The 23254-nt window shown below is 68.9% G+C and carries 24 protein-coding genes; 5 read left to right on the top strand and 19 right to left on the bottom strand.

Annotated features, from left to right (window positions below; translation table 11 throughout):
- Nucleotides 1–40: 40 nt before the first annotated feature.
- The 4 genes from hisH to ACWA14_RS10145 all read right to left on the bottom strand — a co-directional run bounded on the left by hisH (nt 41) and on the right by ACWA14_RS10145 (nt 2813).
- Nucleotides 41–676, bottom strand: coding sequence for an imidazole glycerol phosphate synthase subunit HisH (gene hisH, locus ACWA14_RS10130; protein ID WP_463793010.1), 636 nt, complete (start codon nt 674–676; stop codon nt 41–43).
- On the bottom strand, nt 673–1290 hold the full coding sequence (gene hisB, locus ACWA14_RS10135) for an imidazoleglycerol-phosphate dehydratase HisB (protein ID WP_463793012.1): 618 nt from the start codon (nt 1288–1290) through the stop codon (nt 673–675). Before hisB ends, hisH begins: the two co-directional genes overlap by 4 nt.
- On the bottom strand, nt 1287–2381 hold the full coding sequence (locus ACWA14_RS10140; RefSeq protein ID WP_463793014.1) for a histidinol-phosphate transaminase: 1095 nt from the start codon (nt 2379–2381) through the stop codon (nt 1287–1289). Before ACWA14_RS10140 ends, hisB begins: the two co-directional genes overlap by 4 nt.
- A 63-nt stretch (nt 2382–2444) precedes the next feature.
- Nucleotides 2445–2813 carry a LysM peptidoglycan-binding domain-containing protein gene (locus ACWA14_RS10145; protein WP_463793015.1) on the bottom strand — a complete coding sequence of 123 codons (369 nt, stop codon included), beginning with the start codon at nt 2811–2813 and terminating at the stop codon, nt 2445–2447.
- A gap of 311 nt (nt 2814–3124) precedes the next feature.
- Between ACWA14_RS10145 and lexA the strand changes: the two genes are divergently transcribed.
- Nucleotides 3125–3811 (top strand): transcriptional repressor LexA, encoded by a 687-nt coding sequence (gene lexA, locus ACWA14_RS10150; protein WP_463793018.1) that lies wholly within the window; start codon nt 3125–3127, stop codon nt 3809–3811.
- 69 nt (nt 3812–3880) lie between these two features.
- Here lexA and metE read toward each other — a convergent pair whose 3' ends face one another.
- The gene (metE, locus tag ACWA14_RS10155) at nt 3881–6193 is read right to left on the bottom strand and encodes a 5-methyltetrahydropteroyltriglutamate--homocysteine S-methyltransferase (RefSeq protein WP_463793020.1); all 2313 of its coding nucleotides are present in this window, start codon (nt 6191–6193) and stop codon (nt 3881–3883) included.
- 21 nt (nt 6194–6214) lie between these two features.
- Nucleotides 6215–7162, bottom strand: a complete 948-nt coding sequence (locus tag ACWA14_RS10160) for a methylenetetrahydrofolate reductase (protein WP_463793021.1) — start codon at nt 7160–7162, stop codon at nt 6215–6217.
- Between the two features lie 200 nt (nt 7163–7362).
- On the opposite strand from ACWA14_RS10160, the gene ACWA14_RS10165 reads away from it, so the two are divergent.
- The gene (locus ACWA14_RS10165) at nt 7363–9246 is read left to right on the top strand and encodes a dipeptidyl-peptidase 5 (protein WP_463793022.1); all 1884 of its coding nucleotides are present in this window, start codon (nt 7363–7365) and stop codon (nt 9244–9246) included.
- A gap of 19 nt (nt 9247–9265) precedes the next feature.
- On the opposite strand, the gene smpB is transcribed toward ACWA14_RS10165, so the two are convergent.
- From smpB to ftsE, 3 genes are all read right to left on the bottom strand, one after another.
- Nucleotides 9266–9742 (bottom strand): SsrA-binding protein SmpB, encoded by a 477-nt coding sequence (smpB, locus tag ACWA14_RS10170; protein ID WP_463793024.1) that lies wholly within the window; start codon nt 9740–9742, stop codon nt 9266–9268.
- Nucleotides 9743–9840: 98 nt separating this feature from the next.
- Nucleotides 9841–10755 (bottom strand): permease-like cell division protein FtsX, encoded by a 915-nt coding sequence (gene ftsX, locus ACWA14_RS10175; protein ID WP_463793025.1) that lies wholly within the window; start codon nt 10753–10755, stop codon nt 9841–9843.
- On the bottom strand, nt 10752–11900 hold the full coding sequence (ftsE, locus tag ACWA14_RS10180) for a cell division ATP-binding protein FtsE (RefSeq protein ID WP_463793027.1): 1149 nt from the start codon (nt 11898–11900) through the stop codon (nt 10752–10754). The genes ftsX and ftsE overlap by 4 nt, the downstream gene beginning before the upstream one ends.
- 183 nt (nt 11901–12083) lie before the next feature.
- Here ftsE and ACWA14_RS10185 point away from each other — a divergent pair, with 183 nt between their 5' ends.
- A complete protein-coding gene (locus ACWA14_RS10185) occupies nt 12084–13226 on the top strand; it encodes a DUF2510 domain-containing protein (RefSeq protein WP_463793028.1) in 1143 nt (380 codons plus the stop codon).
- 68 nt (nt 13227–13294) lie between these two features.
- Here the strand turns inward: ACWA14_RS10185 and prfB are convergent, their stop codons facing one another.
- Nucleotides 13295–14404 (bottom strand): peptide chain release factor 2, encoded by a 1110-nt coding sequence (prfB, locus tag ACWA14_RS10190; RefSeq protein ID WP_463793029.1) that lies wholly within the window; start codon nt 14402–14404, stop codon nt 13295–13297.
- Between the two features lie 151 nt (nt 14405–14555).
- Between prfB and ACWA14_RS10195 the strand changes: the two genes are divergently transcribed.
- Together ACWA14_RS10195 and ACWA14_RS10200 are read left to right on the top strand one after the other, a co-directional pair.
- The gene (locus tag ACWA14_RS10195; protein ID WP_463797423.1) at nt 14556–15794 is read left to right on the top strand and encodes an MFS transporter; all 1239 of its coding nucleotides are present in this window, start codon (nt 14556–14558) and stop codon (nt 15792–15794) included.
- A complete protein-coding gene (locus tag ACWA14_RS10200) occupies nt 15791–16351 on the top strand; it encodes an NUDIX hydrolase (protein WP_463793031.1) in 561 nt (186 codons plus the stop codon). Before ACWA14_RS10195 ends, ACWA14_RS10200 begins: the two co-directional genes overlap by 4 nt.
- Nucleotides 16352–16384: 33 nt before the next feature.
- On the opposite strand, the gene ACWA14_RS10205 is transcribed toward ACWA14_RS10200, so the two are convergent.
- The 9 genes from ACWA14_RS10205 to ACWA14_RS10245 form a co-directional block, all read right to left on the bottom strand.
- Nucleotides 16385–16804 carry a hypothetical protein gene (locus ACWA14_RS10205; RefSeq protein ID WP_463793033.1) on the bottom strand — a complete coding sequence of 140 codons (420 nt, stop codon included), beginning with the start codon at nt 16802–16804 and terminating at the stop codon, nt 16385–16387.
- 2 nt (nt 16805–16806) lie between these two features.
- Nucleotides 16807–17238 (bottom strand): TadE family protein, encoded by a 432-nt coding sequence (locus ACWA14_RS10210; protein WP_463793035.1) that lies wholly within the window; start codon nt 17236–17238, stop codon nt 16807–16809.
- Nucleotides 17228–17647: a TadE/TadG family type IV pilus assembly protein gene (locus ACWA14_RS10215; RefSeq protein ID WP_463793036.1), complete on the bottom strand. Its 420-nt coding sequence runs from the start codon at nt 17645–17647 to the stop codon at nt 17228–17230. The genes ACWA14_RS10210 and ACWA14_RS10215 overlap by 11 nt, the downstream gene beginning before the upstream one ends.
- The gene (locus ACWA14_RS10220; protein WP_463793037.1) at nt 17647–17844 is read right to left on the bottom strand and encodes a hypothetical protein; all 198 of its coding nucleotides are present in this window, start codon (nt 17842–17844) and stop codon (nt 17647–17649) included. Before ACWA14_RS10220 ends, ACWA14_RS10215 begins: the two co-directional genes overlap by 1 nt.
- Nucleotides 17845–17865: 21 nt before the next feature.
- Nucleotides 17866–18804, bottom strand: a complete 939-nt coding sequence (locus ACWA14_RS10225; protein ID WP_463793038.1) for a type II secretion system F family protein — start codon at nt 18802–18804, stop codon at nt 17866–17868.
- The gene (locus ACWA14_RS10230) at nt 18801–19658 is read right to left on the bottom strand and encodes a type II secretion system F family protein (RefSeq protein ID WP_463793040.1); all 858 of its coding nucleotides are present in this window, start codon (nt 19656–19658) and stop codon (nt 18801–18803) included. The genes ACWA14_RS10225 and ACWA14_RS10230 overlap by 4 nt, the downstream gene beginning before the upstream one ends.
- Entirely contained in the window at nt 19655–20413 is a 759-nt protein-coding gene (locus ACWA14_RS10235; RefSeq protein ID WP_463793041.1) for a CpaF family protein, read from the bottom strand. The genes ACWA14_RS10230 and ACWA14_RS10235 overlap by 4 nt, the downstream gene beginning before the upstream one ends.
- 70 nt (nt 20414–20483) lie before the next feature.
- Nucleotides 20484–21035, bottom strand: a complete 552-nt coding sequence (locus tag ACWA14_RS10240; RefSeq protein WP_463793043.1) for a hypothetical protein — start codon at nt 21033–21035, stop codon at nt 20484–20486.
- Nucleotides 21036–21100: 65 nt separating this feature from the next.
- Nucleotides 21101–22660: a tyrosine-type recombinase/integrase gene (locus tag ACWA14_RS10245; protein ID WP_463793044.1), complete on the bottom strand. Its 1560-nt coding sequence runs from the start codon at nt 22658–22660 to the stop codon at nt 21101–21103.
- Nucleotides 22661–23254: the final 594 nt, after the last annotated feature.

Consider the following 23254-nt stretch of genomic DNA (forward strand, 5'->3'; position numbering starts at 1 on the left):
CCGCGGCTCTACGCCGCGGCGGATGTACGGCGACGACGGGTCAGAGGCTGCCGATCCAATTGCGCAGGAGCTGGATGCCGGCCTCGCCGGACTTCTCCGGGTGGAACTGGGTCGCCGAGAGCGGACCGTTCTCGACGGCGGCGAGGAAGGGATCTCCGTACGTGGTCCACGTCAGTGCGGGCGCCGGGAACGGCGGGATGACGTCGAGCTCCCACGACTGCGCCGCATACGAGTGGACGAAGTAGAAGCGCTCCTGCTCGATACCGCGGAACAGCACGCTGTTCTCCCCGGCATCGACCGTGTTCCAACCCATGTGCGGCAGCACGGGCGCGTTGAGTTCGGTGACGGCTCCGGGCCACTCGCCCAGACCCTCGGTGTCCTGTCCGCGCTCGACGCCCCGGGAGAAGAGCACCTGCATTCCGACGCAGATCCCGAGCACGGGCCGGCCACCGGCGAGGCGGCGATCGATGATGGTGTCACCGCCGTGCGCGTGCAGCGCGTCGCGGACGGCCGCGAAGGCTCCCACACCGGGCACGAGCAGGCCGTCGGCCTCCTGCGCCTCGACGCGGTCACGCGTGAGCACGGCATCCGCGCCCGCGGCGATGAGGGCCTTGACGGCCGAGTGCACGTTTCCGGACTCGTAGTCGAAGACGGCGACCTTCGGGGTGCGACTCACAGTGCGCCCTTGGTGGAGGGGATGCCCTCGACGAGCGGGTCGAGGGATTTCGCCTGGCGGAACGCCCGTGCGAACGCCTTGTACTCCGCCTCGGCGATGTGGTGCGGGTCGCGACCTCCGAGCACACGCACGTGCACGGTCAGCGCGGCGTTGAACGCGATGGCCTCGAACGAGTGCCGCACCAGCGAGCCGGTGAAGTGACCGCCGATGAGGTGGTGCTCGAAGCCCGCGGGCTCCCCCTCGTGCACGAGATACGGACGACCGGAGATGTCGACCACCGCTTGGGCGAGCGCCTCGTCGAGAGGCACGAGCGCGTCGCCGTAGCGGGAGATCCCGGACTTGTCGCCGAGAGCCTCCAGGATCGCCTGCCCGAGCACGATCGAGACGTCCTCCACGGTGTGGTGCGCGTCGATGTGCGTGTCGCCGGAGGCGCGGACCGTGAGGTCGGTCAGGGAGTGCTTCGCGAAGGCGGTGAGCATGTGGTCGAAGAACGGCACCGAGGTGTCGATGCGGCTGACTCCGGTGCCGTCGAGGTCGAGTTCGAGTTCGACGGTGGACTCCGACGTGGTGCGTACACGGCGGGCAGTACGCGGGGTGGAGGCAGACGTGCTCATGAGGCCGATTCTATCGAGGCGAGGGCATCGAGGAATGCCGTGGTCTCGGCCTCCGTGCCGGCGGTCACACGCAGGTGTCCGGGAATGCCGACGTCACGGATCAGGACGCCCTGGTCGTAGAGGCGCTTCCAGGTGGCCTTGGGGTCGCTCACGCCGCCGAACAGCACGAAGTTCGACCAGGATTCGTGGGGCGTGTATCCGAGCGCTTCGAGCGTCGCGCTGATGCGGTTGCGCTGCTCCACGATCTCGTCGACCATGCCGAGCATGACGTCGGCGTTGCGCAGCGCGGCGATGGCTGCGGCCTGCGTGAGTGCGCTCAGGTGATACGGCAGACGCACGAGTCGCAGCGCATCGATGAATCCGGCGTCCGCGGCGAGATAGCCCACGCGTGCCCCGGCGAACGCGAAGGCCTTGCTCATGGTGCGCGAGACGGCGAGCCGCGGACGGCCTTCGAAAAGGGACAGTGCCGACGCGGCATCCCGGGGAGCGAACTCGTGATAGGCCTCATCGACCACCACGACACCGCGCGACACCTCGTACACGGCCTCGATCACATCGAGGCCGAGAGGAGTGCCGGTCGGGTTGTTCGGCGAGCAGAGCAGGATGACATCGGGATCGACCTCGCGCACCTGCGCCGCGGCATCCTCCGGCGTGATCGTGTAGTCGGGCTGCCGCGTCCCGGCGACCCATCGAGCCCCGGTCCCCTGAGCGATCAGCGGATACATCGAGTACGTGGGGGCGAAGCCGAACGCCGTGCGCCCGGGGCCTCCGAAAGCCTGGAGGATGTGCTGCAGCACCTCGTTCGAGCCGTTGCCCGCCCAGATCTGCTCCGCCTCGAGTCCGTGACCGAGGTAGTCGGCGAAGCCTTCACGCAACGTCGTGAACTCGCGGTCCGGATAGCGGTTGACGTCGCGGATCGCGACGGCGATCTCGTCGAGGATGTCGCTCGCGACCTCATCCGGCACCGGGTGGGTGTTCTCGTTGACGTTGAGAGCGATGGGCAGGGGCGCCTGCGGTGCACCGTAGGGAGTCAGCCCCCGGAGATCGTCGCGAAGCGGCAGGTCATCGAGTGAAGCGGTCACCCTTCCCATGCTAGAACGCCTGACGCGAACCGGGGGCCGCGTGACGCTCCATGGAAGAAAGACGCCCGGCGCTCAGCTCTTATACTGGGCGGGGATCGCGAGCTCCTGGCCGATCTGGATCTCACCGGTCTGAAGCATGTTGAGCCGCGTGATCTCCCCGATCACCTCGCGCGGGTCGGACGCGGGGGCGATCGCGCTCGCGATCGACCACAGGGTGTCACCCGGCAGCACCGTGACCGTGCTGAAGCTCGCCGTGGCGGCGCCGAGATCGTCGCCGGAGGCGATCGCACTGCCGCCACCGATCGCGGCGAAGGCGATGCCGGCCGCCAGCGGGACCGCGGCGAGGGCGAGCAGCACGCGACGACCGCGCACCGTCAGCCGGAGCCGTGTCGCCGGGCGTGCCGGGATGACTGCTGCGGTACTGAAGGCGATGGTGCTCATGTCGTGCTCCTCTGCGTCGTCCCCCGTGTCCGAGGGATCAGCCACCCGCCGCTGGTGCCGGTGGAAGTTGGCGTAGCGTTCGCATTCATCACTCGGCCGGGAGTGCTGGATGCGAAGCTACGTTCCGAAGGTATCTTCGATTTCGAACATCTGTCAAGCGTTCTTCGAAACCTGATCCGCGAATCGGGCGACACGCTCGAACAGATCTTCCAGATCGCCCGGTTTCTCGGATACGGTTTCGATAGCAACACCCCACCACGGGCCACCGACATTCGAAGAGCGACGTCGGGGACGTGCACCGAAGGAGCACCATGAGCGAGAACTCCGCCCTCGAATCCGAGGCCCCTCGTACTCGTCGTCGCAAGAACCTGAGCCCCAAGCAGCTCGCGATCCTCGAGGTCATCCAGACCTCGATCGCGCAGCACGGGTACCCGCCGAGCATGCGGGAGATCGGCGACGCCGTGGGGCTCAAGTCGCTCTCGAGCGTCACGCATCAGCTCGGCCAGCTCGAGCTGAGCGGCTATCTGCGCCGCGACCCCGGGAAGACCCGGGCGATGGAGGTGCTCATCGACCTGCCGGGTACCAGCGGAGAGAACCCCGCCGACGTCGCGACCCCCGTCGGCGACGCCGCGATGGTGCCCCTGGTCGGGCGGATCGCGGCCGGGGTGCCCATCACGGCGGATCAGCAGGTCGAGGAGATCTTCCCGCTGCCGCGACAGCTCGTCGGCAAGGGCGACCTGTTCATGCTCAAGGTCTCGGGTGAGTCGATGATCGACGCGGCGATCTGCGACGGCGACTGGGTGGTCGTGCGGTCCCAGAACAGCGCGGAGAACGGCGAGATCGTCGCGGCGATGCTCGACGACGAGGCGACGGTGAAGACGTTCCGACGTCGCGACGGCCACACCTGGCTGCTCCCCCGCAACTCCGCCTTCGAGCCGATCCTCGGCGATGAGGCCACGGTGCTCGGCAAGGTCGTCGCGGTGCTGCGCTCGGTCTGACTCCACCCGGAATGACGAACCGCCCTCCCCGATGTCCGGGGAGGGCGGTTCGTCGTCGCGGGGGACGGATCAGGCCGAGACGCTGATGTCCTCGCGCACGCGGCGCGTCGCCTCCACGATGTTGCGCAGCGACGCGGTGGTCTCGTCGTACCCGCGGGTCTTCAGCCCGCAGTCCGGGTTGACCCAGATCTGACGCGTGGGGATCTCGTCGACCGCACGGCGCAGCAGCGCCTCGATCTCGTCGACGCCCGGCACGCGCGGCGAGTGGATGTCGTAGACGCCCGGGCCGATGCCGTGGTCGAAGCCGACCTCGGCGATGTCGGCCACGACCTCCATGCGGCTGCGCGCGGCCTCGATCGAGGTCACGTCGGCATCCAGAGCACGGATCGCGTCGATCACGACCCCGAACTCGGAGTAACAGAGATGCGTGTGCACCTGCGTTCCCGCCGCGGCACCTCCCGTGGAGAGACGGAACGAGCCGACCGACCAGTCGAGGTAGGCCTCCTGATCCGCCTTCTTCAGCGGGAGCAGCTCGCGCAGCGCGGGCTCATCGACCTGGATGATCGCGATGCCCGCGGCCTCGAGGTCGCTGATCTCGTCGCGGAGGGCGAGGGCGACCTGGTTCGCGGTCTCCCCCAGAGGCTGGTCATCGCGCACGAACGACCAGGCGAGGATCGTCACCGGGCCGGTGAGCATGCCCTTCATGTGCTTGACCGTGAGCGACTGCGCGTAGGTGGACCAGTCGACCGTGATCGGAGCCGGACGCGAGACGTCGCCCCAGAGGATCGACGGGCGGGTGGCGCGGGATCCGTACGACTGCACCCAGCCGTTCTCGGTCACGGCGAAGCCGTCGAGGTTCTCGGCGAAGTACTGCACCATGTCGTTGCGCTCGGGCTCGCCGTGCACGAGCACGTCCAGCCCCAGCTCCTCCTGGAGCGAGACGACGCTGGAGACCTCGCGGCGGAGGAACTCGTCGTAGTCCTCGGCGGGGATCTCACCCCGCGTGAAGCGCGCGCGGGCCCGACGGATGTCGCTCGTCTGAGGGAACGAGCCGATCGTGGTCAGCGGGAGCGCCGGGAGCCCGAGCGCCTCCTGGGCCGTCTCGCGCTCCGCGTAGGAGACGCGGGAGAAGTCCGCGTCGCTGAGCGCGCGCTGACGCACCGCGCCGTCGCGCACGCCCGGCGCGGCGAGTCGGTCGGCGAGTGCTGCGGATGCCGCCGCGAGCTCCTCGTCGATCGCGGCGCGCCCCTGCGACAGGCCCCGGGCCAGGGTGACGACCTGCGCGACCTTCTGGTCGGCGAAGGCCAGCCAGGACACGAGGCGCGCGTCGAGCTTCGTCTCGTCGGCGACGTCGTGCGGCACGTGGAGCAGCGAGGTCGAGGTCGAGGCGGCGACGGCTGCCGCACCGAGGGCGCGCAGCGACTCCAGGGTGTCGGCCGCGGCCGCGAGGTCACCCCGCCAGATGTTGTGGCCGTCGATCACACCACCCACGAGCGTCTTGTCGGCCAGACCCTCCGCGGCAGCGGGCACGCCCCCGCGCACCAGGTCGACCGCGATGGCCTCGATCGGCGCGGCGGCCAGCACCGCGAAGGTCTCGTCCAGCGACGCGTACGGAGCCGCGACCAGGATCGCGGGGCGATCGGTCGCACCTCCCAGTACGCCCAGAGTGCGGGCGGCGGCGGCGGCCAGCTCTCTCACGGACGCCGGGAGCGACTCGCTCACCAGGGCAGGCTCGTCCAGCTGCACCCACTCGGCCCCGGCCGCCTTCAGCCGAGCCAGCAGCTCGACGTAGACGGGCAGGAGGTCGTCGAGACGCGACAGCGGGTCGAAGCCGGCGGGCGCATCATCCGATGCCTTGGCCAGCGCCAGGAAGGTCACAGGACCGACGAGCACGGGACGGGTGGTGAAACCGGCAGCCACGGCCTCGGCGACCTCACGGACGCGCCGATCGCTCGACAGCGAGAACTCGGTCTCGGGCCCGATCTCCGGCACCAGGTAGTGGTAGTTGGAGTCGAACCACTTGGTCATCTCGAGCGGTGCGCGCTCACCCTCGCCCCGCGCGATGGTGAAGTACGCCGGCAGTCCGAGAGAGCCGTCCGCGCCGCGGAGATCCTGGAACCGGCTCGGGATGGCTCCGACCGTGACCGCGGTGTCGAGCACCTGGTCGTAGAAGGAGAACGCTTCGGGGATCGCGGAGTCGTCGCGGCCCAGGCCGAGAGCGGCGAGGCGATCGCGCGTCACGGCGCGGAGCTCGGAGGCGGTCGCCTCCAGCTCCTGCTCGTCGATGCGGCCGGCCCAGAACGCCTCGACGGCCTTCTTCAGCTCGCGGCGGCGTCCGATGCGCGGGTAACCGAGGATGGTTCCTTCGGGGAATGCGGTCATGGTCTTTCCTTTCGGCGGGGTTCAGTGGCGCAGGGCCGGGAGGATGCCGGCTTCTGCGAGGACGGTGAGCACGGTCTCGTGCTGGTTGAAGGCGTACAGGTGCACTCCGGGCGCTCCGCCGTCGACGACGGCGCGGGTCAGGCGGGCGGCCCATTCGACGCCGATCTCACGGCGCCCCTCGGGGGTCGGCTCGACCTCGAGGGCGATCGAGAGCTCGCTCGGGAGGTCCTCCCCGGTGAGCTCGAGCACCCGAGCGAGCCGGGCGGGCGAGGTGATCGGCATGATGCCGGGCAGGATCGGGATCGTGACGCCGGCCGATCGGGCCCGCTCGACGAAGGCGAGATAGTCGTCGGGGTGGAAGAACAGCTGGGTGATCGCGAACGTCGCCCCGGCGGCCTGCTTCGCGAGCAGCGCCTCGACATCCTGCAGGCGGTGCGTGGCACGCGGATGCCCCTTGGGGAAGGCGGCGACGGCGATGCTGACCTTGCGGCGGGGGGCGACGGCGGCGGCCCCCGGAAGCCCGGGAATCGGCGACTCCTCGTAGGGCGCGCGCTCCGCCTGCACCCGGCCGATCAGCTGCACGAGCTGAGCGGCGCTCTCCAGATCACCCAGATACGCCTCGGTCTGCCCGGCGGGCGGGTCTCCGCGCAGCGCGAGGAAGCTGAGGATGCCGGCATCCAGGAACTCCCGGATCAGCGCCGCGGCACCGGTGTAGGTGTTGCCGACGCAGGTGAGGTGCGCGAGCGGTTCGACATCGGTGTGCTCGCGGATGAAACGGAGCACGTCGAGAGAGCGGCCGCCCGTGGATCCGCCGGCACCGTACGTGACCGACAGGAAGTCCGGGCCGGCCGCGGCGAGGCGACGCACGGTCTCGTGCAGGGCCTCCTCGCTCGACTCCGAACGGGGCGGGTAGAGCTCGAAGGAGAACGGCACGCGGGGGGTGCCGGAGGTCACAGTCTCGGAAGACATCTCTTCTCCAGGGGGACAGAATCGGGCCGGGGCCGCGCACGACACAAGGGTGAGCATCATTCGCGGGCGGGTGCCGGGCTCGGCTGTCGCTCCATGCCGGGAGCGGGTCCCGGGCGTTGCTAAGAATGTAGAACACGGCGACTCGTGCACGCACGCTCTGTGACGCCGTGTGTCACAGAGCGTGCGCTTAGGCTCGAGGCATGACGTCGCCCTTCGGGTCCTGGCCCTCTCCGTTCTCCGCCGCCTCGGTCGCCTCCTCCTCTCCGCGCATCGACGGATCGCGTTTCGTCGGCGAGGAGATCTGGTGGGGCGAGTCGGTGCCCGCCGAGGGCGGACGCGTGGCGGTGCGCAGCTCCACCGGCTCCGAGGTGCTTCCGGCGCCGTGGAGCGCACGCTCGCGCGTGCACGAGTACGGCGGCGGCGCGTGGACCGCGGATGCCGACGGCGTGCTCTACTTCGTCGAGGCCGGAGATCAACGCGTGTACCGGCTCGCCCCTCACGGCACCCCGATGCCCTTGACGCCTGCGGGCCCGGCGCACGGTGGACTCCGGGTCGAGGGCGGACGCCTCTTCGCGGTGCGGGAAGACCTCACGAGCGACCCCCATGAGCGCGGCATCGTCGAGATCCCCACCGACGGCTCGGCGGCGGACGACGTCGCGGCGCTGCGCGTGCACGCTCACGGCCCGGGCTTCTTCGCGCACCCGGCGCTCTCGCCCGACGGGACCCGCCTGGCCTGGGTCGAGTGGAGCGGACGGGAGATGCCGTGGCAGAGCGCGCAGCTGCAGGTCGCCGCGATCGACACGGGAGACCGCGCGGCGCTCGACACCCGCACCGCACTGCAGCCGGAGTGGCAGGACGAGCACCGGCTGCTGTTCACCGACGACCTCGACGGCCGCTGGACGCTGCACCGGGCCGAGCTGGACGGCATCGCCGCCCCGGCTCCCCCCGTCCCGATCTCCCCGGTCGACGCCGACAGCGGCTACGGCCTCTGGGTGCTCGGCAACCGCTGGTATCAGCCGCTCGACGACGGGCGGATCGTCGCGGTGCGCACCCACGGACGCGATCGTGTCGACGTGATCGCCGCAGACGGATCGTGGCGGCCACTCGACGTCCCCGGCGACGGGCATGTGAGCGTGGACGACGCCCGCGGTTCGGCGGTGCTGCTCAGCGGCAACGGGTCGCGAGTGGCGCCGGGCGTGTGGCGGGTTGACGTGGACTCGGGCGAGGTCACGACCATCACCGGCGGCGCCCCCGTCGATCCGCGCTGGATGCCGAGCGCGCAGCCCCTCGTCGTGGACGGGATCCACGGCTCCGTGCAGGCGTTCGTTCATCCCCCGGCCAACCCGGCATCCGCGGCCCCCGGCAACGAGCTCCCTCCGTACCTCGTCTTCGTCCACGGGGGTCCGACCGCGCACGTCACCGGAGCCGCATCCACCGCGATCGCGTTCTACACCAGCCGCGGTATCGGCGTGCTCGACGTGAACTACGGCGGGTCGACGGGGTACGGCCGCGCCTACCGTGAGCGCCTCGACGGACAGTGGGGCGTGGTCGACGTGGATGACGTGATCGCCGCGGCTCGCGGCCTCGCCGACGCCGGACTCGCCGACCCCGCCCGCATCGCGATCCGCGGCAGTTCGGCCGGAGGATGGACCGTGCTGTCGGCACTGGTCCGCGGCGGGGTGTTCGCGGCCGGGATCAGCAAGTACGGCGTGACCGATCTGCGGATGCTGGACGCCCACTCGCCCGACTTCGAACGGCACTACATCGCCGGGCTCGTGGGTCCGCTCCCCGACGCCGAGGCGCTGTACATCGAGCGCTCACCGCTCACGCACGCGGACCGCATCGACGTGCCCGTCCTCCTCCTGCAGGGTGCCGAGGACCGGGTGGTGCCGCCCGCGCAGTCCGAGGCGATCCGCGACGCGCTCGCGGCGCGCGGGATCGACCACGAGTACGTGCTCTACCCGGGCGAGGGTCATGGGTTCCGCCGTGCGGAGACGATCGTCGATGCGCTCGAGCGCGAGCTCGCGTTCCTCGGGCGGGTGTTCGGGTTCGAGCCGCAGCCCGAGGAGTCGGGGCGGTGCTGACCGTGCGGGAGGTGCGGGGTCACTCCCCGACGCGGTTGCGCAGGCGCATGGCCCGATCGGCCTCGCGGGTGTCCTGCCGCTCGCGGAGGGTCTGCCTCTTGTCGAACTCGCGCTTGCCCTTGGCCAGCGCGATCTCGACCTTGGCCTTGCCGTCGGCGAAGTAGAGCTTGAGCGGGATCAGGGTGTAGCCGCCGGCCGACACCGCGTGGGCGAGCTTGTCGATCTCGGCACGGTGCAGCAGAAGCTTGCGGATGCGCTTGGCGGAATGGTTGGTCCAGTGGCCCTGCGAGTACTCCGGGATGTGCACGGAGTCGAGGAAGACCTCGTTGCCCTTCACGAAGGCGTAGCCGTCGCTGAGATTGGCGCGCCCCTGGCGCAATGACTTGACCTCGGTGCCGGTGAGCACCATCCCCGCCTCGTACGACTTCTCGATGTTGTAGTCGTGACGTGCGCGACGATTGGTCGCGATGACCTTCTCCCCGCGTTCCCTGGGCATGATGCACTCCTGTGATTCGACGAGCTCAGCGACCCGGATGCGGCTGAGCAGCCTTTCAGTCTACCCTCCGACGGACGTCCGGAGCCAAATGTCCCGGGTCAGGTGCGCAGCCAGCGGCGGATCGCGAACCCGGCCGAGAGCGCGGCGAGGATCACACCGATGCCGATCAGCACGGGCACGACCAGCGAGGCATCCTGCATCGACACCCAGGTGGTGATGAACGGCACCCGTCCCCGGAGATACCCGTTGACGCCGAAGTGCACGCCGGCGAGCACCGCGGCGCTGGCGAGCGCCGAGCCGAGGAACGCCGCGAAGACGCCCTCCAGCACGAACGGTGTCTGGATGAACCGGTTCGAGGCACCCACCAGCCTCATGATGCCGATCTCCTTGCGTCTCGCATACGCCGACAATCGGATGGTCGTGGCGATCAGCAGCGTCGCCGCGATCAGCATCAGCACCGCGATACCGACCGCGATGTAGGTCGCGACCGTGAGCGCCGAGAACAGCGGTTCGAGGTATTGCAGCTGGTCCTGCACCTGCTCGACACCGGCCTGTCCGCTGAACGCCTCGGAGAGCACGTTCGACTGGCCCGGATCCTTCATGGTCACGAAGAACACCTCGAAGGCCTGATCCGGCGTCAGCACGCTCGCCTGATCCTCGCCGAGCTGCTCGACGAGCTTCGCGTAGGTGTCCTCCCGCGTGTCGAAGGTCATGGAGCTGATGAGCGGCGCCAGGGCGTCGCCCTCGAGCTGGTCGCGGACCGCGTTCACCTGCTCCTCGCTGGCGGCGCCGTCGACACAGGTGTCGGACTGCGAGACCGCCGAGCACATGTAGACCGCGACCTGGGCGCGCTCGGCCCAGTAGCCGCGCATCACCCCGATCTGGCTCTGCATGAGGATCGCGGCTCCGACGAAGGTGAGGGAGACGAACGTGACGAGCACGACGGAGATGACCATCGAGATGTTGCGACGAAGGCCGACGAGGGCCTCGGTGAGGATCAGACCGATTCTCATGAGGTCGGGCCCACTTCCTGGTCATCGGCATCCGACAGACCGAGGCGGTCGGCGACACCGAGTTCGGCGACGTCGACTTCGGGCAACACGATCGGATGGGTCCGAGGACCGACGGCGGTGGGCTGATCGGCAGGAGCCTGCGCGGCGGGGGCCTGTGCCGGAGCGACCGGCTCCGGGGCGATGACCTCCTCGTGCGGCTCGACACCCGGCGCGGGCTCATCGGCGGACGAGTCGTGCGCGTCGCCGGCGAGAGGCGCGATCGCCCCAGCAGCAGCGGCGGTGCCGGTGACAGCGGCGGGCGCTGTGGCGGAGCGGCGCTGCGCAGCGATCAGTTCGTCGGTGAGCGCGGCCCGCACCACCGACAGATCGGCCGTCTGGCGCTGGACCTCCTGCACAGCCGTGAGAGCGGCCGCGGCCGCGGCACCGCGCACCTCGGCCGGCACCAGACGCGGGATGTTCGAGGTGTCGCCGTACCCGCCGTGCACCTCGTCGCGTACCATCTCGCCGTCACGCAGCTCGATCACGCGTCGCTGCATCTGGTCGACGAAGCCGGCCTCGTGGGTGGCCATCAGGACCGTGGTGCCGCCCGCGTTGATGCGGGCCAGCAGTTGCATGATGTCGACCGAGGTCGCCGGGTCGAGGTTTCCCGTCGGCTCGTCGGCGAGCAGCACCTGGGGGCGATTCACGAGAGCACGGGCGATGGCGACGCGCTGCTGCTCACCGCCCGACAGCTCGTGCGGCATCCGCTTCTGCTTGCCGTCGAGTCCGACCAGGGCGAGCGCCTCCGGCACGGCCTGCTGGATGAAGCCGCGCGAGGAACCGGTGACCTGCAGGGTGAAGGCGACGTTCTGGTACACGGTCTTCGACGGCAGCAGGCGGAAGTCCTGGAAGACCGAGCCGATGTGCCGCCGGAAGTAGGGCACCTTGCGGTTCGCGAGCGAGCGCAGGTCGCGTCCGAGGACGGCGACCCTGCCCGACGTGGGGACGTCCTCGCGCAGGATGAGCCGCAGGCAGGACGACTTGCCGGAGCCCGAGGCGCCGACGAGGAAGAGGAACTCCCCGCGCTGCACTTCGAAGTCGACACCGGAGAGGGCGGGCTTCGACGTCCCGCGGTAGCGTTTCGTGACGTTCTCGAACCGAATCATGGCGGTTCGAGCCTAAGCGCGCCCTCTCCCCTGGTCGCGAGCGACACCCCGCGCGGTACGTCTCGGTGCTGCCATCCATGGGGACTCCTCCCCCGGCTCCGACCGGATCGACGTCACCCGTCACTGCTATACATGGAGGAGCCGTCGCGCTGTCTGCGCGGGCAACGACTTCGAGGGGGAGCCATGACGACACCTGCAGGCTGGTACGACGACGGATCCGGCCGTCAGCGCTGGTGGGACGGCCAGCAGTGGACCGAGCACTTCGCACCGGAGACGGAGGCCCCGGCCGAGTCCGAAGCGGCATCCGCTCCGGCGACCGAGTCCGAGTCCGCAGCGGCCTCCGACGCCGACTACCCGACGCACGAGAGCTCTCTCGACGACACCGTCGTGCGCCCGTCGCACGAGACGGTGATCACTCCGGAGAGCACCGACGGCGCGCCCGAGGCGCACGCCGCATCCGCGTCGGCGGAGTGGACGCCCGCGGAGGCGACTCCGTCCGAGACCGCCGGCGAGACTGCGGCGACCACACCCCTCGACAACGACCTCGCGGCCTCCGCGCCGCCCGCGACGCCCTCGTACGAGGCGCCCGCCGCTGCTGCGTACGACGCTCCCGCGTACGGCGCTCCTGCGTACGCGCCTCCGGCTGCGCCGTCCTACCCGGGCGCCGCACCCGGCCAGCCGAGCGCCGGATACGACGGCGGCTACCCGGCCGCCGCGCCCTACCCCGGCAGCACGCCCGAGGGCCCGAAGAAGCTCTCCGTGCTCGGCCTGGTCGGTCTCGGACTGTCGGTGCTCGGTACGATCCTCGCGTTCATCCCGCTCATCATGATCGTCGGCTTCGTGCTGCTCGCGGCAGGCTTCATCGTCTCGCTCATCTCGCTTTTCCTGAAGGGCAAGAAGTGGCCGGGCATCGCGGGCCTCATCCTCGCCGTGGTCGGCACGATCATCGGCATCGTCATGTCGTTCATCTACCTGGTCAGCTTCGTGCAGAACGTCAACGACGAGGTCAGCAGCCCGTCGAGCACATACTCGGCCTCGCCCGCTCCGGAGGACTCCGAGGGCACGGATGACGGCACCAGCGCGGGCGGACGCCCGACGTCGGAAGAGGTCGCCGTCGGCATCGCCACGCTCATCGAGGCCACGGGCGCCGAGGGCTACACCGACGAGCAGATCGTGTGCTTCGCCGATGAGTTCGTCGCGTCGCCGGTCGACGACGAGACCCTGCGGGCGATCGCCGAGAGCGACGGCACCTTCACCGACCCCGAGGTCGTGACCGCCTTCACCGAGCAGTTCACCGACGCGATCCCGGTCTGCCTGGTCCCCTGACCACCGACAGGCGATGACGAAGGCCCCGGGAGCTGCGAGCTCCCGGGGCCTTCGTCGTGCGTGGAGGGTCAGTCCTCGATCTTGCGCTTGCGCCAGCGGATGCCCGCCGAGATGAAGTCGTCGAGGTCGCCGTCGAACACCGCGGCGGGGTTGCCCGATTCCTGGCCGGTGCGCAGATCCTTGACGAGCTGCTGGCCGTAGAGGAAGTAGGAGCGCATCTGGTCGCCCCAGCTGGCGGTGATGTTGCCCGCGAGCTCCTTCTTCTTGGCGGCTTCCTGCTCCTTCTGGAGCAGCAGCAGTCGGGTCTGCAGCACGCGCATGGCGGCGGCGCGGTTCTGGATCTGCGACTTCTCGTTCTGCATCGACACGACGATGCCGGTCGGAAGGTGCGTGAGGCGCACGGCGGAGTCGGTCGTGTTGACCGACTGCCCACCCGGGCCGGACGAGCGGAACACGTCGACGCGGATGTCGTTCTCGGGGATCTCGACCTCGGTGGCCTCCTCCATGAGGGGGATGACCTCGACGGCGGCGAACGACGTCTGGCGCTTGTCGGCCGAGCCGAACGGGCTGATGCGGGCCAGACGGTGCGTGCCGGCCTCGACCGAGACCGTGCCGAAGGCGTAGGGCGCGTCGATCTCGAAGGTCGCGGACTTGATGCCGGCGCCCTCCGCGTACGACATGTCCATGACCTTCACGGGGTACTTGTGGCGCTCGGCCCACCGCAGGTACATGCGCATGAGCATCTCGGCGAAGTCGGTCGCGTCGTCGCCGCCGGCGCCGGAGCGGATGGTGATGATCGCGCTGCGGTCGTCGTACTCGCCGTCGAGGAGGGTCTGCACCTCGAGCTGGTTGATGAGGTCGGTCAGCGTGGTGAGCTCGGTGCGAGCCTCCTGTGCGGACTCCTCGTCGCCCATCTCGTTGGCGAGACCGATCAGCACCTCGAGGTCGTCGAGCCGCGAGGCGATGCCGGTGATGCGGGCGAGCTCGGACTGGCGGTGGCTGAGGGCGCTGGTCACCTTCTGCGCGCGCTCGGTGTCGTCCCAGAGGTCGGGGGCACCGGCCTCTTCGCTGAGTCGCGCGATCTCGTCGCGCAGATGGGAGACATCGACGACCTCGCTGATGTCGCCGAAGGTTTGCCTGAGCGCCTGAATTTCGGCGGAAAGATCGAGTTCGAGCATGATATCCGAGCCTATCCTGCCGGACGGCTTCGTGCCTGAGCTTCCTGAGCGCGTGCTCCGCGCCGGCCCGCGGTGCGTCCGGGCCCGCCCGGGTCGGGAGTAGCCTCGACACGTGAGTGGTGCGTCGACGGTTCTGAGACAGTTCGGGCCGATGGTGTATCTCCCCACGGTCCTCTTCGCCCTCGGCGAGGGAGCGGTGATCCCGCTGATCCCCGTGATCGCTTCGCGCATGGGCGCGGATGTGGCGGGCGCCGCACTCGTGGCCTCCGCCCTCGTGGTGGGTCAGCTGTGCGGCAATCTGCCCGCGGGGTGGGCGGTCGCGCGCATCGGCGAACGCTTCACGATGGTCATCGCCGGAACGATCTCGGTCGCGGCCGCGGTGGGCATGCTGCTCGCGCCGTCGATGGGAGTGCTCGCGGCATCCGTCTTCCTGCTCGGGTTCTGCGCGGCGGCGTTCGGTCTCGCCCGGCACGCGTTCATGACGACGCGGGTGCCCCTGGTGGTGCGCGCCCGGGCGCTGTCGCTGCTGGGCGGCAGCTTCCGCCTCGGCATCTTCGTCGGTCCGTTCGTGGCGGCGGGGCTCCTGCGACTGTTCGGCTCGGAGTCGGCGGCGATCTGGTTCTTCCTCGGGTGCCTCATCGTGATGGTGCTGCTCGTGCTGCTGGGGCCGGACCCCGAGAAGAAGAATCCGCCGATCACGCGTCCGTCGACGCGCTCGTTCATCGAGGACTCGGGCGAGGTCGTGAGCGGCGCGATCCCCACGATCGAACGCATCGGCGTCTTCCGCACCATGTGGCGACAGCGGTCGGTGCTGGGCCGGCTCGGTCTCGCGGCCGCGTCGCTGTCGGCGATGCGCGCCGCCCGTCAGGTGGTGCTCCCGCTGTGGGGTCTGTCGCTCGGACTCGATGCCTCCACGATCGCCCTGGTCGTCGGCGTCTCGGGCGCGATCGACTTCGCGCTGTTCTATGCGAGCGGACAGGTGATGGACCGCTTCGGGCGGCTGTGGGCGGCGATGCCCGCGATGGTGCTGATGGGCGCCGGATTCTTCGCCCTCTCCGTGACCCACGACCTCGACTCGGCCGTGCTGTGGTTCGGCATGTTCGCCGCGGTGCTCGGGGTCGGCAACGGACTCTCGAGCGGCATCCTGCTGACGCTCGGCGCGGATGTGGCACCCAGGCGCGACCCTGCCGCGTTCCTCGGCTCGTGGCGCACGCTGACGGATGCCGGCGGTGCGATCGCCCCGCTGGCGATCTCGGGCATCATCGCGGTGGCGTCGCTGCCGATCGCGGCAGGTGTGATGGGTGTCGTCGGCGTCGTCGGAGCCCTCGGGTTCCTGCGGTGGATCCCCCGCTTCGTGCCTCGGGTGAAGCCGGCGGGGAGCGAGGGATGAGCCGGATGCTCGCGGCGGAGGTGCATGCCATCGTCGCCGACCTGGAGCCGCGCTCCGAGCGCGACCGGGAGGCGCAGGCCGATTTCGCGGCGTTCTTCCCGGATGACAGCGGTCCGGTGTGGCGGGAGTCGGGACCGCATCACGCCACGGCGTCGTGCGTGGTCTTCGACGAGACGCTCACCCGCACGCTGCTGGTGTTCCACGGCAAGGGCCGGTTCTGGGTGCAGCCGGGAGGCCATCTGGAGCACGGAGACGCGTCGATCGTCGAGGCCGCGCTGCGCGAGCTGCGGGAGGAGACGGGCATCGACGTCGCCGCCCCGCACCCGCCGGTGGCCTACGACCTCGACCATCACGCGCTGTCCGCACGCTTCGGCGGCTGCGCGTCGCACCTCGACATCGCGATCGCCGTGATCGCCGACCCGGCACTCGCCCTCACCGTCAGCCACGAGTCGGACGACGTGCGCTGGTGGCCGGTGGATGCCCTCCCCGCCGAGGTTCCCGCCCAGCTCGCGCCGCGGCTGCGGAACCTGATCGAGAGGCTGTCGGCGACGGTCTGAGGGTCAGGCGCGGCGGAGGGTGCTGGCGGCTGCTCATCGCAACGCGGTGCGACTGGTCGCCGTGGCCTCCAGCCGCACACCCTCGGCGACGAAGGGCGATAGCAGCGGAGGCGTCCACGTACTGATCACCGTCGCGCGTGCGGAGACGCCGTCGGGAGTGTCGGCGGAGACGAGCTGTGCATCGTTCGGCAGCGCCGCCACGAGCGCCTGGGCCTGCTCTTGCACCCCCTCGTCGGTGAGCTCGGCGCGCACCTCCTCCCCCACGACGATCAGGGTGAAGCCGTCCGCTCCGGCGAGCGCCGCCGCGTCGGCGAGCGCGTCGAGACGCTTCTGCGCCAGGAGGAGATCGGTGGCGCACACGCAGACGAACAGCACGGCGACGGCGAGGAGCGCATAGCCGAGGGTGAGCAGCAGGACGCTCCCCTCGTCATCATGAGATCGGGGCGCGGGCATGATCATCCGCCCCACATCCGTGACACCTTCTGCGCGGCCGACGCCTCGACCGGTACTGCCAGCGCGTCGTCGAGCCCGAAGATCGCGGGGACGAACGGCAGCCGTACGCGTGTCGCCACCGTCACGATCACCGTGGCGCCGGCAGCCGGGCAGCCCGTGCCGACGGGGGTGCACTCGATCGAGACCCGCACGTCGGCCGACTCCAAGCGGTACTCGTCGATGATGCTCCCCAGCACGGCATCGCTGCGCCCGCCTGCCGCCTCGGTATCAGGCGCCGTCGCGATCGCCCGTGCGGTGTGGCGGGCCGCGGCCTCCACACCGAACGCCTGCTCCTGGATCGCCCCCAGCACGATGACGAGGTACACCAGCGGCACCAGCAGGATCACCCCGACCGTGATGAATTCGAGGGCGGCCGAGCCGACGTCATCCCTCACCCAGGCTCTCCTCCGGTGCATGCGCTTCCACCTCCCAGGCAGACGGCACCCCGAGGAGGCCGATCACGGGGAAGGTCGTGCGCACCCGGACCCCGATCGTCGGGTGACCGAGGCGCTCTGATTCCGCGACCGTGATCTCCTCGGCGTAGCCCGCGCCGATCGCTCGCGTGATCACGTCTCGTGTCCGCTCCGCCCCCTCCTGCAGGGTCGTGTCGCCGAGTGCCGCGTGGTATGCCCCCTCCACCGCGGCATCGTGGACGACATTGCGGACGTACACCGCGAAGGCGAGCTGCAGCACGGCGAGAGTGAGGATCGTCAGCAGTGTCCCGACGAGCAGGAATTCGACCGGGCTCGAGCCGCCGTCGTCCGCGAACCTGCGTCGCCGCGCGGTGCCGTGCTCCGCGGGCATCAGAGCCCGGAGACGCGCTGGATCGCCTGCTCGAACAGCGCCGACAGCGCCGGACCCGCGACCGCCCAGATGAGCACCACGAGGCCCGCCGTCATCAGGGTCACGAGCACCCAGCCGGGAACGTCGCCGGTGTCGTCCTCGGCGAAGGCGCGCACGTGCGCCGCGACTTCCGTCTTTCCTGCGCGAAGAGTTGTCATGGTGTTCCTTTCGTGGTGCGCTCAGGCGATGCCGAGTCGCAGGATGAAGAGTCCCGGATAGATCGCGAACAGGACCGACAGCGGCAGGATCAGGAAGACGAGCGGCAGGAGCATGAGGATCTCCTTGCGACCGGCCTGCTCGATCAACGTGCGCTTCGCGTCTTCGCGAGCGTCTCCCGCCTGTGCTTGCAGCACGCTCGCGAGGGGAGCTCCCCGCTCCAGCGCTGCCACCACCTGATCGACCGCTCGAGTCAGACCGGCGAGCTGCAGACGTGTCGACATCTCCCCCAGAGCATCGGCCAGAGGCGACCCTGTCCCGGCCGCGAGCACGACCTGCCGCAGCTCCCCGACCAGTTCGCCCGACCCCACCGTGGTGACCCTCCGCAGCGAGTCGAGGAGTCCTTCGCCTGCCGACAAGCACAGCGCCAGGAACTCGAGCATCGTCGGCAGTTCCTCCGTGAGGCGCGCGCGCCGGGCGGCGACTCGCGCCGTGAGCTGCAGGTCGTACACGATGCCGCCCGTAGCGCCGGCGAGAACGGGCAGCAGAACGACCGGAGGCGTCATCTGGCCCGACAGCACGAGCGCGATCACCGTGATGGCACCCGCAGCGATGCCCACCAGCATCCACCCGAGCTGGCGCGCACGAAAAGTGGTCGGCACCATCGATGTGCCCGCCTGGGCCAGCCGCCGGCCCAGCACATCCCCGCCGCCGACCGCGCGCTCGAACGCGGCGATCGCCCACCGCCACGGAGTGCCGCCACCTGCCGGCAGCACACCGACGGTCGGCAGAACCTCCTGCGGAAGGCGGTCATCCGAGACGACATCGCGCACGTAGGGCGCGATCCGCGTCGGCAGGGACGCCGCCCGCCAGGACGGGAGAGCGGCCAGCATGGCCAGCATGCCGCCCGCGAAGAGGCCACCGATCAGGACGGCGTTCGCGGCGACGGAGAGCACGTTCATGCGAACCACCGCCGCGGCTCCGTCAGCCGTCCGATCCGGATCATGATGCGGAACGCCACGACCGAGACCGCGGCACCGACGCAGATGACGACCACTCCCTCCGGCGTTCCGTAAGCCGCCGCCCCCTCCGGCCGCATCACCAGGAGCCCGAGGATCACCCACGGAGCGACGGCCCCCAGCACCGCGGCCCCTCGGATCCAGGACTGGCGGGCTTCGACCTCGCCGCGCAGCGCGGCGTCGGTCCGCACCGACGCCGACAGGGCGCGCAGGACCGTGGTGAGCTCGGTGCCTCCGACCTGGCGCGCCATGCGGAGCGTCTCCAGGATCCGGTCTCCGATCGGATCCGCGAGGCTCGATTTGAGCCGGTCGAGGCTGGCCTCGAAGCGCCCCGTCGCCCGCAGATCCCGCGCGAAGACGGCGAATGCGGGACGCAGGACGACGGGCGCGGAATCACCGAGACCGGCCACTGCGTCGGGAAGCGACAGCCCGACCCGGATGGAGGCGACCAGCAGATCACAGACATCCGGCCAGAGCTGGCGGCGCATCCGGCGAAGACGGGTGCGCCGCGCACGCAGCATCACGATCGGCGCCGCTCCCCCGGCCACAGCGGCGAGCGCAGCGAGGACCAGGATGCCGGTCAGTAGCCAGACGACGGAGGCCGCCACGATCGCGGCGGCGACGATCGCGCTCGAGAGCGCCCGAGAACTGAGAGACGACCATCCGGCCTCCTCACGGAGCCGCGTCAAGGGACCGCGGCGCTCGACCGTCGCCGTCCCCTCCCCGAGCGGCCACATCCACGGCGACAAACACAGCAGCATGCCCGCGGCGAGCAGCGCGCCGAGGAGCACTCTCACGAGGACACCCCGTGATGCAGCACGCCGGAAGGCTCCGCCGGAGAGCCCACCCGGGCCGATGGCGCCGCCGAATACACGACCCGCGTCACGATCCGCCCCTCGGCGATCTCACCGGTCGGGGCGATCACCTCCTGCACGCGTCGCGCCCCCTGCCCGTCACGCGCGCAGTGGACGACGAGTCCCACCGATGCGGCGAGCGCGCTCACGATGAACGACCGATCGATGTTCCGCCCGGCGAGCAGGGGCAGGAGCGTCAGCTTCTCGAGCGCTTCGCGAGCGGAGTTCGCGTGCACCGTGCCTGCGCCGGGCACGCCGGTGTTGAGCGCGAGCACCAGATCGAGCGCCTCCGCATCGCGGACCTCCCCGACGATGAGCCGGTCCGGACGCATGCGCAGAGCCTCCTTCACCAGGCGACGCAGGCTGATCTCCCCCGTGCCCTCGAGGCTCGCCTGACGCCCCTGCAGCGCGACGACGTCGTTCCCCTCGAGTGCGAGCTCGAACGTCTCCTCCACCGTGATGATGCGCTGCCGGTCGGCGCACGCCGACAGCATCGCGCCGAGCAGAGTGGTCTTGCCGGCATGCGTGGCACCCGAGACGATCACGCTGCGCCCGTCCCGCATCGCCGCGCGCAGCAGCTCGGCGACCGCGGCCGGCATCGCGCCCTGCGCCGTCAACGCCTCAAGCGTCCGATAGCGCGGAAGGAACTTGCGGATGTTGACGGCCCACGACCCGCGGACGACGTCGGCGATCGCCACATGCAGGCGCGATCCGAGGATTATCTGCACCCCGCCCCGGGAACTACCGCGAAAAGCTCGCAGAAGAATGTCAGGTGTTGTCAGTTATTGCGCGTATCCCCCGGGATCCGACACCACGGCCCGTCAACTGTTCCTCCAGCGCTTGACGGACTATCGAGAGATCCTCGCTGAGCTGCGCAACGAGCAACTTCGCATCCTGAAGCTCTCTCGCGTGAGCGATGTTCTCCGCTTGCAACCTGTCTATGGTCGAGTAGGCGGCGGCACGCTCCAGATCGCTGGGAACGTCCAGAGCCAGAAGCTGGTGTCCGAGATCATGTCGCTTATCGCGCTTGGTTTCTAGGTCTCTGATGGCTGCCCGAAGCCGAGCGTTCTCTGACTTGTACCGAGCCACGCTATTGATGAGCGCCCCACGTTCCGAATCTCGGTCACGATGGGAGACTGAATCGTCTCGCGGACGGCTCGCGGCCGCTTTGATCTTCGCCAATTCCGTGACGACAACGTCGTAAACATCTCGGTTGTCTTCGTCGTAGAAGAACTGGCGCGACACATCGGCGGCTCGTGCAACCCCGCTGATGGTCGCTGATTCGCGACCATTCCGCACGATCTCCAGCGCATTCATCACTGCCCGCCGCTTGGCTATAGACCGGGCGTCACGAAAGTCCGCGAAAGGGTCCTGAGTGCCGCCCATCATTCTGCGAGCAGTTTGCGGATATCGATTACTCGGGGCGTTGCTGCGCGCTCCCGGGCCTCCTTCATCCTGTTCAATGCGGTCGTGATGGCGTCTTGCTCCCCAGGCGGGAGGGATTCAACGTACTGGTCGATGCCGTCGATGATCCGGGAACAATCGTTGATTCGTTCGCGGAGGTGCTGCGTCATGTGACTCTCGGGGGCGATGATCTGGAATCGTTCTAATGAGACCTTCAGGCGCCTACGCTTGCTCGACATCCCGTCTCGTTCGAGCGGGTCTACCAGGAAGAACGGGCATGACTCGCACGCATGGTTCACTGGACACTCCTCGCCACCTGAGAGAACATTCATTGGTTCGCTGCAACTTCCGAGGGACACCGCCAGCTTTCTGAAGCCGTCTCGCTCGCGGTCGACGACGACAACGTCGCCGCGGAAGTCAAGACGCCTCGGAGCAATGGATTCCATCGCCTGCTTCCGCCGCTTCACCGATACCGTGTAGTAACGCATCGTGGTGGTGAAGTCGGCGTGCCCCATCAGGTCACGGAGGACGTCTGGCGCCGTGGTTGAGCGACCGTTTTCATCTGTAGCGTCAGCGAGTCGCTGCGCGAAGGCGTGACGAAACGCATACGGGTCGATGGTGCTGATGTCGTAGTGAATCAGGTTCCCTTCAGCGCCTTCAACCGCGGAGGTGAACGGCGCTTGCGCCTGAACCGCCGACATGAGCTCTCGGAAGCGATCCGCAAGGAAGGTATCCGAGTGATGCCGAAGCGCCCCATTTCGACCACTCGCCGGGAATAGCCACTTAGATTCGACTCCATGTCTGCGCTTGAAGTCCTGCCACGCCCGAATCGCATCATGGGTTGCTTGGTGGATCGGCAGCCGCTTGCCGCGCTTCCATGGCTTCTTGACGCTTGTCCATTCCAGATAAGGCGAACCAGCATTGTCGTAACTGATGCAGTCGTCCTCCAGGCGCGTGGTTTCATTGGTCCTTCTTCCGCACCGCTCTTGAAGGTAAACCATCACCCTCGCCTCGGCCGTGCGATACTGGCTTCCGAGAACCAGTAGATCAAGGTGATCCATCACCCAGTCGACCACCGGGTGAGGTACGAATCGGAACGGTTCGTCCGATGAAGGCTCCGGTGTCTTCGCATTGACGCGGTGACGGGTCGCGTTCAGGGCGAATGCCCCTGGCACGGTTCCCCATGTCGGCAACTTGTCCGCGTTCGCTCGAGCGAACTCCATGACTTGTCGCAAACCGGACAAGGCGGTGCGCTGGGGTTTCGCGACGCTCCACTTCGCCCAGAACGCGCGGACGACCGCGTCCATGTCTGCCATGCTCAGAAACTCCGGGCGAGTTCCTCTGGCGCGTAACACTTCGTCCGCTATCGTCCACGCCTGTGCGAACTTTCTGGCGTCTGTTGGGGAGCGCGGGGCATCCCGCAACCACAACGCGAAGGCCTCGGAAATCCACGTTGACTGGATGCCACTGAAATCGATCTTTGCCCTGCGTCCGTAGATGCGAGAGCTGGGTAGGAGGTTCATGTCGTCGAGATAGACCACGTTCGGATCTCTAGGGTCATGACCAGACCAGGAGCGATGGGCCTTATCAATCCGAGCTTGAAGGTCGCGAGCGATACCTCTCATGTTGCTATTGGTAGAAGCGATGTTCAGCGCCTCAAGCCCCACTGCGGTTTCTATCTCACTCTTCCGGAGGTGTAGGTAGATCTGGCGTAGTGGCGTGGAATCGAGCGCCGCACGCTCTTCCAAGTCTCGTTGCTGAACAGCGAAGAGGAACTCCGACCGGATGGGTTCGCGGAGAAGAATGAAAGGGGTTGCGCCCGATTCCGCATACGAACGCAACGGTATGTTCCCAACAGGTATCTCGAGCTCAACCCGCGCCCATCTTTCGACCGAGATGTCTGCATCCGAGCGTTGTCTCTTACGCCAGCTGCTGTACCGAACTTTGTGGGTGTTGCAGAGCCCTTGCCCGTTGGCCACTTGCTGACGACATTGCCTCGCGATGCACGCCGGCCGCGCCGGGAACGCACGTGGCGACGCCGCGGCGATCCAAACCTCAGGATCTGGCGTTCCTCCAGACTTCCTCCGCCAGGCGCTTGCGGCAGAGTCGTGAGAGGCGCAGAGGCCGTTGCGTGA

The sequence above is a fragment of the Microbacterium sp. TW_SC_2 genome (genome assembly GCF_055361165.1).

What these genes read in the sequence shown, in the direction of transcription:
- hisB (WP_463793012.1), bottom strand. Translation starts at nt 1,290, where the DNA reads ATGAGCACGTCTGCCTCCACCCCGCGTACTGCCCGCCGTGTACGCACC.
- ACWA14_RS10140 (WP_463793014.1), bottom strand. Translation starts at nt 2,381, where the DNA reads ATGGGAAGGGTGACCGCTTCACTCGATGACCTGCCGCTTCGCGACGAT.
- ACWA14_RS10145 (WP_463793015.1), bottom strand. Translation starts at nt 2,813, where the DNA reads ATGAGCACCATCGCCTTCAGTACCGCAGCAGTCATCCCGGCACGCCCG.
- lexA (WP_463793018.1), top strand. Translation starts at nt 3,125, where the DNA reads ATGAGCGAGAACTCCGCCCTCGAATCCGAGGCCCCTCGTACTCGTCGT.
- metE (WP_463793020.1), bottom strand. Translation starts at nt 6,193, where the DNA reads ATGACCGCATTCCCCGAAGGAACCATCCTCGGTTACCCGCGCATCGGA.
- ACWA14_RS10160 (WP_463793021.1), bottom strand. Translation starts at nt 7,162, where the DNA reads ATGTCTTCCGAGACTGTGACCTCCGGCACCCCCCGCGTGCCGTTCTCC.
- ACWA14_RS10165 (WP_463793022.1), top strand. Translation starts at nt 7,363, where the DNA reads ATGACGTCGCCCTTCGGGTCCTGGCCCTCTCCGTTCTCCGCCGCCTCG.
- smpB (WP_463793024.1), bottom strand. Translation starts at nt 9,742, where the DNA reads ATGCCCAGGGAACGCGGGGAGAAGGTCATCGCGACCAATCGTCGCGCA.
- ftsX (WP_463793025.1), bottom strand. Translation starts at nt 10,755, where the DNA reads ATGAGAATCGGTCTGATCCTCACCGAGGCCCTCGTCGGCCTTCGTCGC.
- ftsE (WP_463793027.1), bottom strand. Translation starts at nt 11,900, where the DNA reads ATGATTCGGTTCGAGAACGTCACGAAACGCTACCGCGGGACGTCGAAG.
- ACWA14_RS10185 (WP_463793028.1), top strand. Translation starts at nt 12,084, where the DNA reads ATGACGACACCTGCAGGCTGGTACGACGACGGATCCGGCCGTCAGCGC.
- prfB (WP_463793029.1), bottom strand. Translation starts at nt 14,404, where the DNA reads ATGCTCGAACTCGATCTTTCCGCCGAAATTCAGGCGCTCAGGCAAACC.
- ACWA14_RS10195 (WP_463797423.1), top strand. Translation starts at nt 14,556, where the DNA reads ATGGTGTATCTCCCCACGGTCCTCTTCGCCCTCGGCGAGGGAGCGGTG.
- ACWA14_RS10200 (WP_463793031.1), top strand. Translation starts at nt 15,791, where the DNA reads ATGAGCCGGATGCTCGCGGCGGAGGTGCATGCCATCGTCGCCGACCTG.
- ACWA14_RS10205 (WP_463793033.1), bottom strand. Translation starts at nt 16,804, where the DNA reads ATGCCCGCGCCCCGATCTCATGATGACGAGGGGAGCGTCCTGCTGCTC.
- ACWA14_RS10215 (WP_463793036.1), bottom strand. Translation starts at nt 17,647, where the DNA reads ATGCCCGCGGAGCACGGCACCGCGCGGCGACGCAGGTTCGCGGACGAC.
- ACWA14_RS10220 (WP_463793037.1), bottom strand. Translation starts at nt 17,844, where the DNA reads ATGACAACTCTTCGCGCAGGAAAGACGGAAGTCGCGGCGCACGTGCGC.
- ACWA14_RS10225 (WP_463793038.1), bottom strand. Translation starts at nt 18,804, where the DNA reads ATGAACGTGCTCTCCGTCGCCGCGAACGCCGTCCTGATCGGTGGCCTC.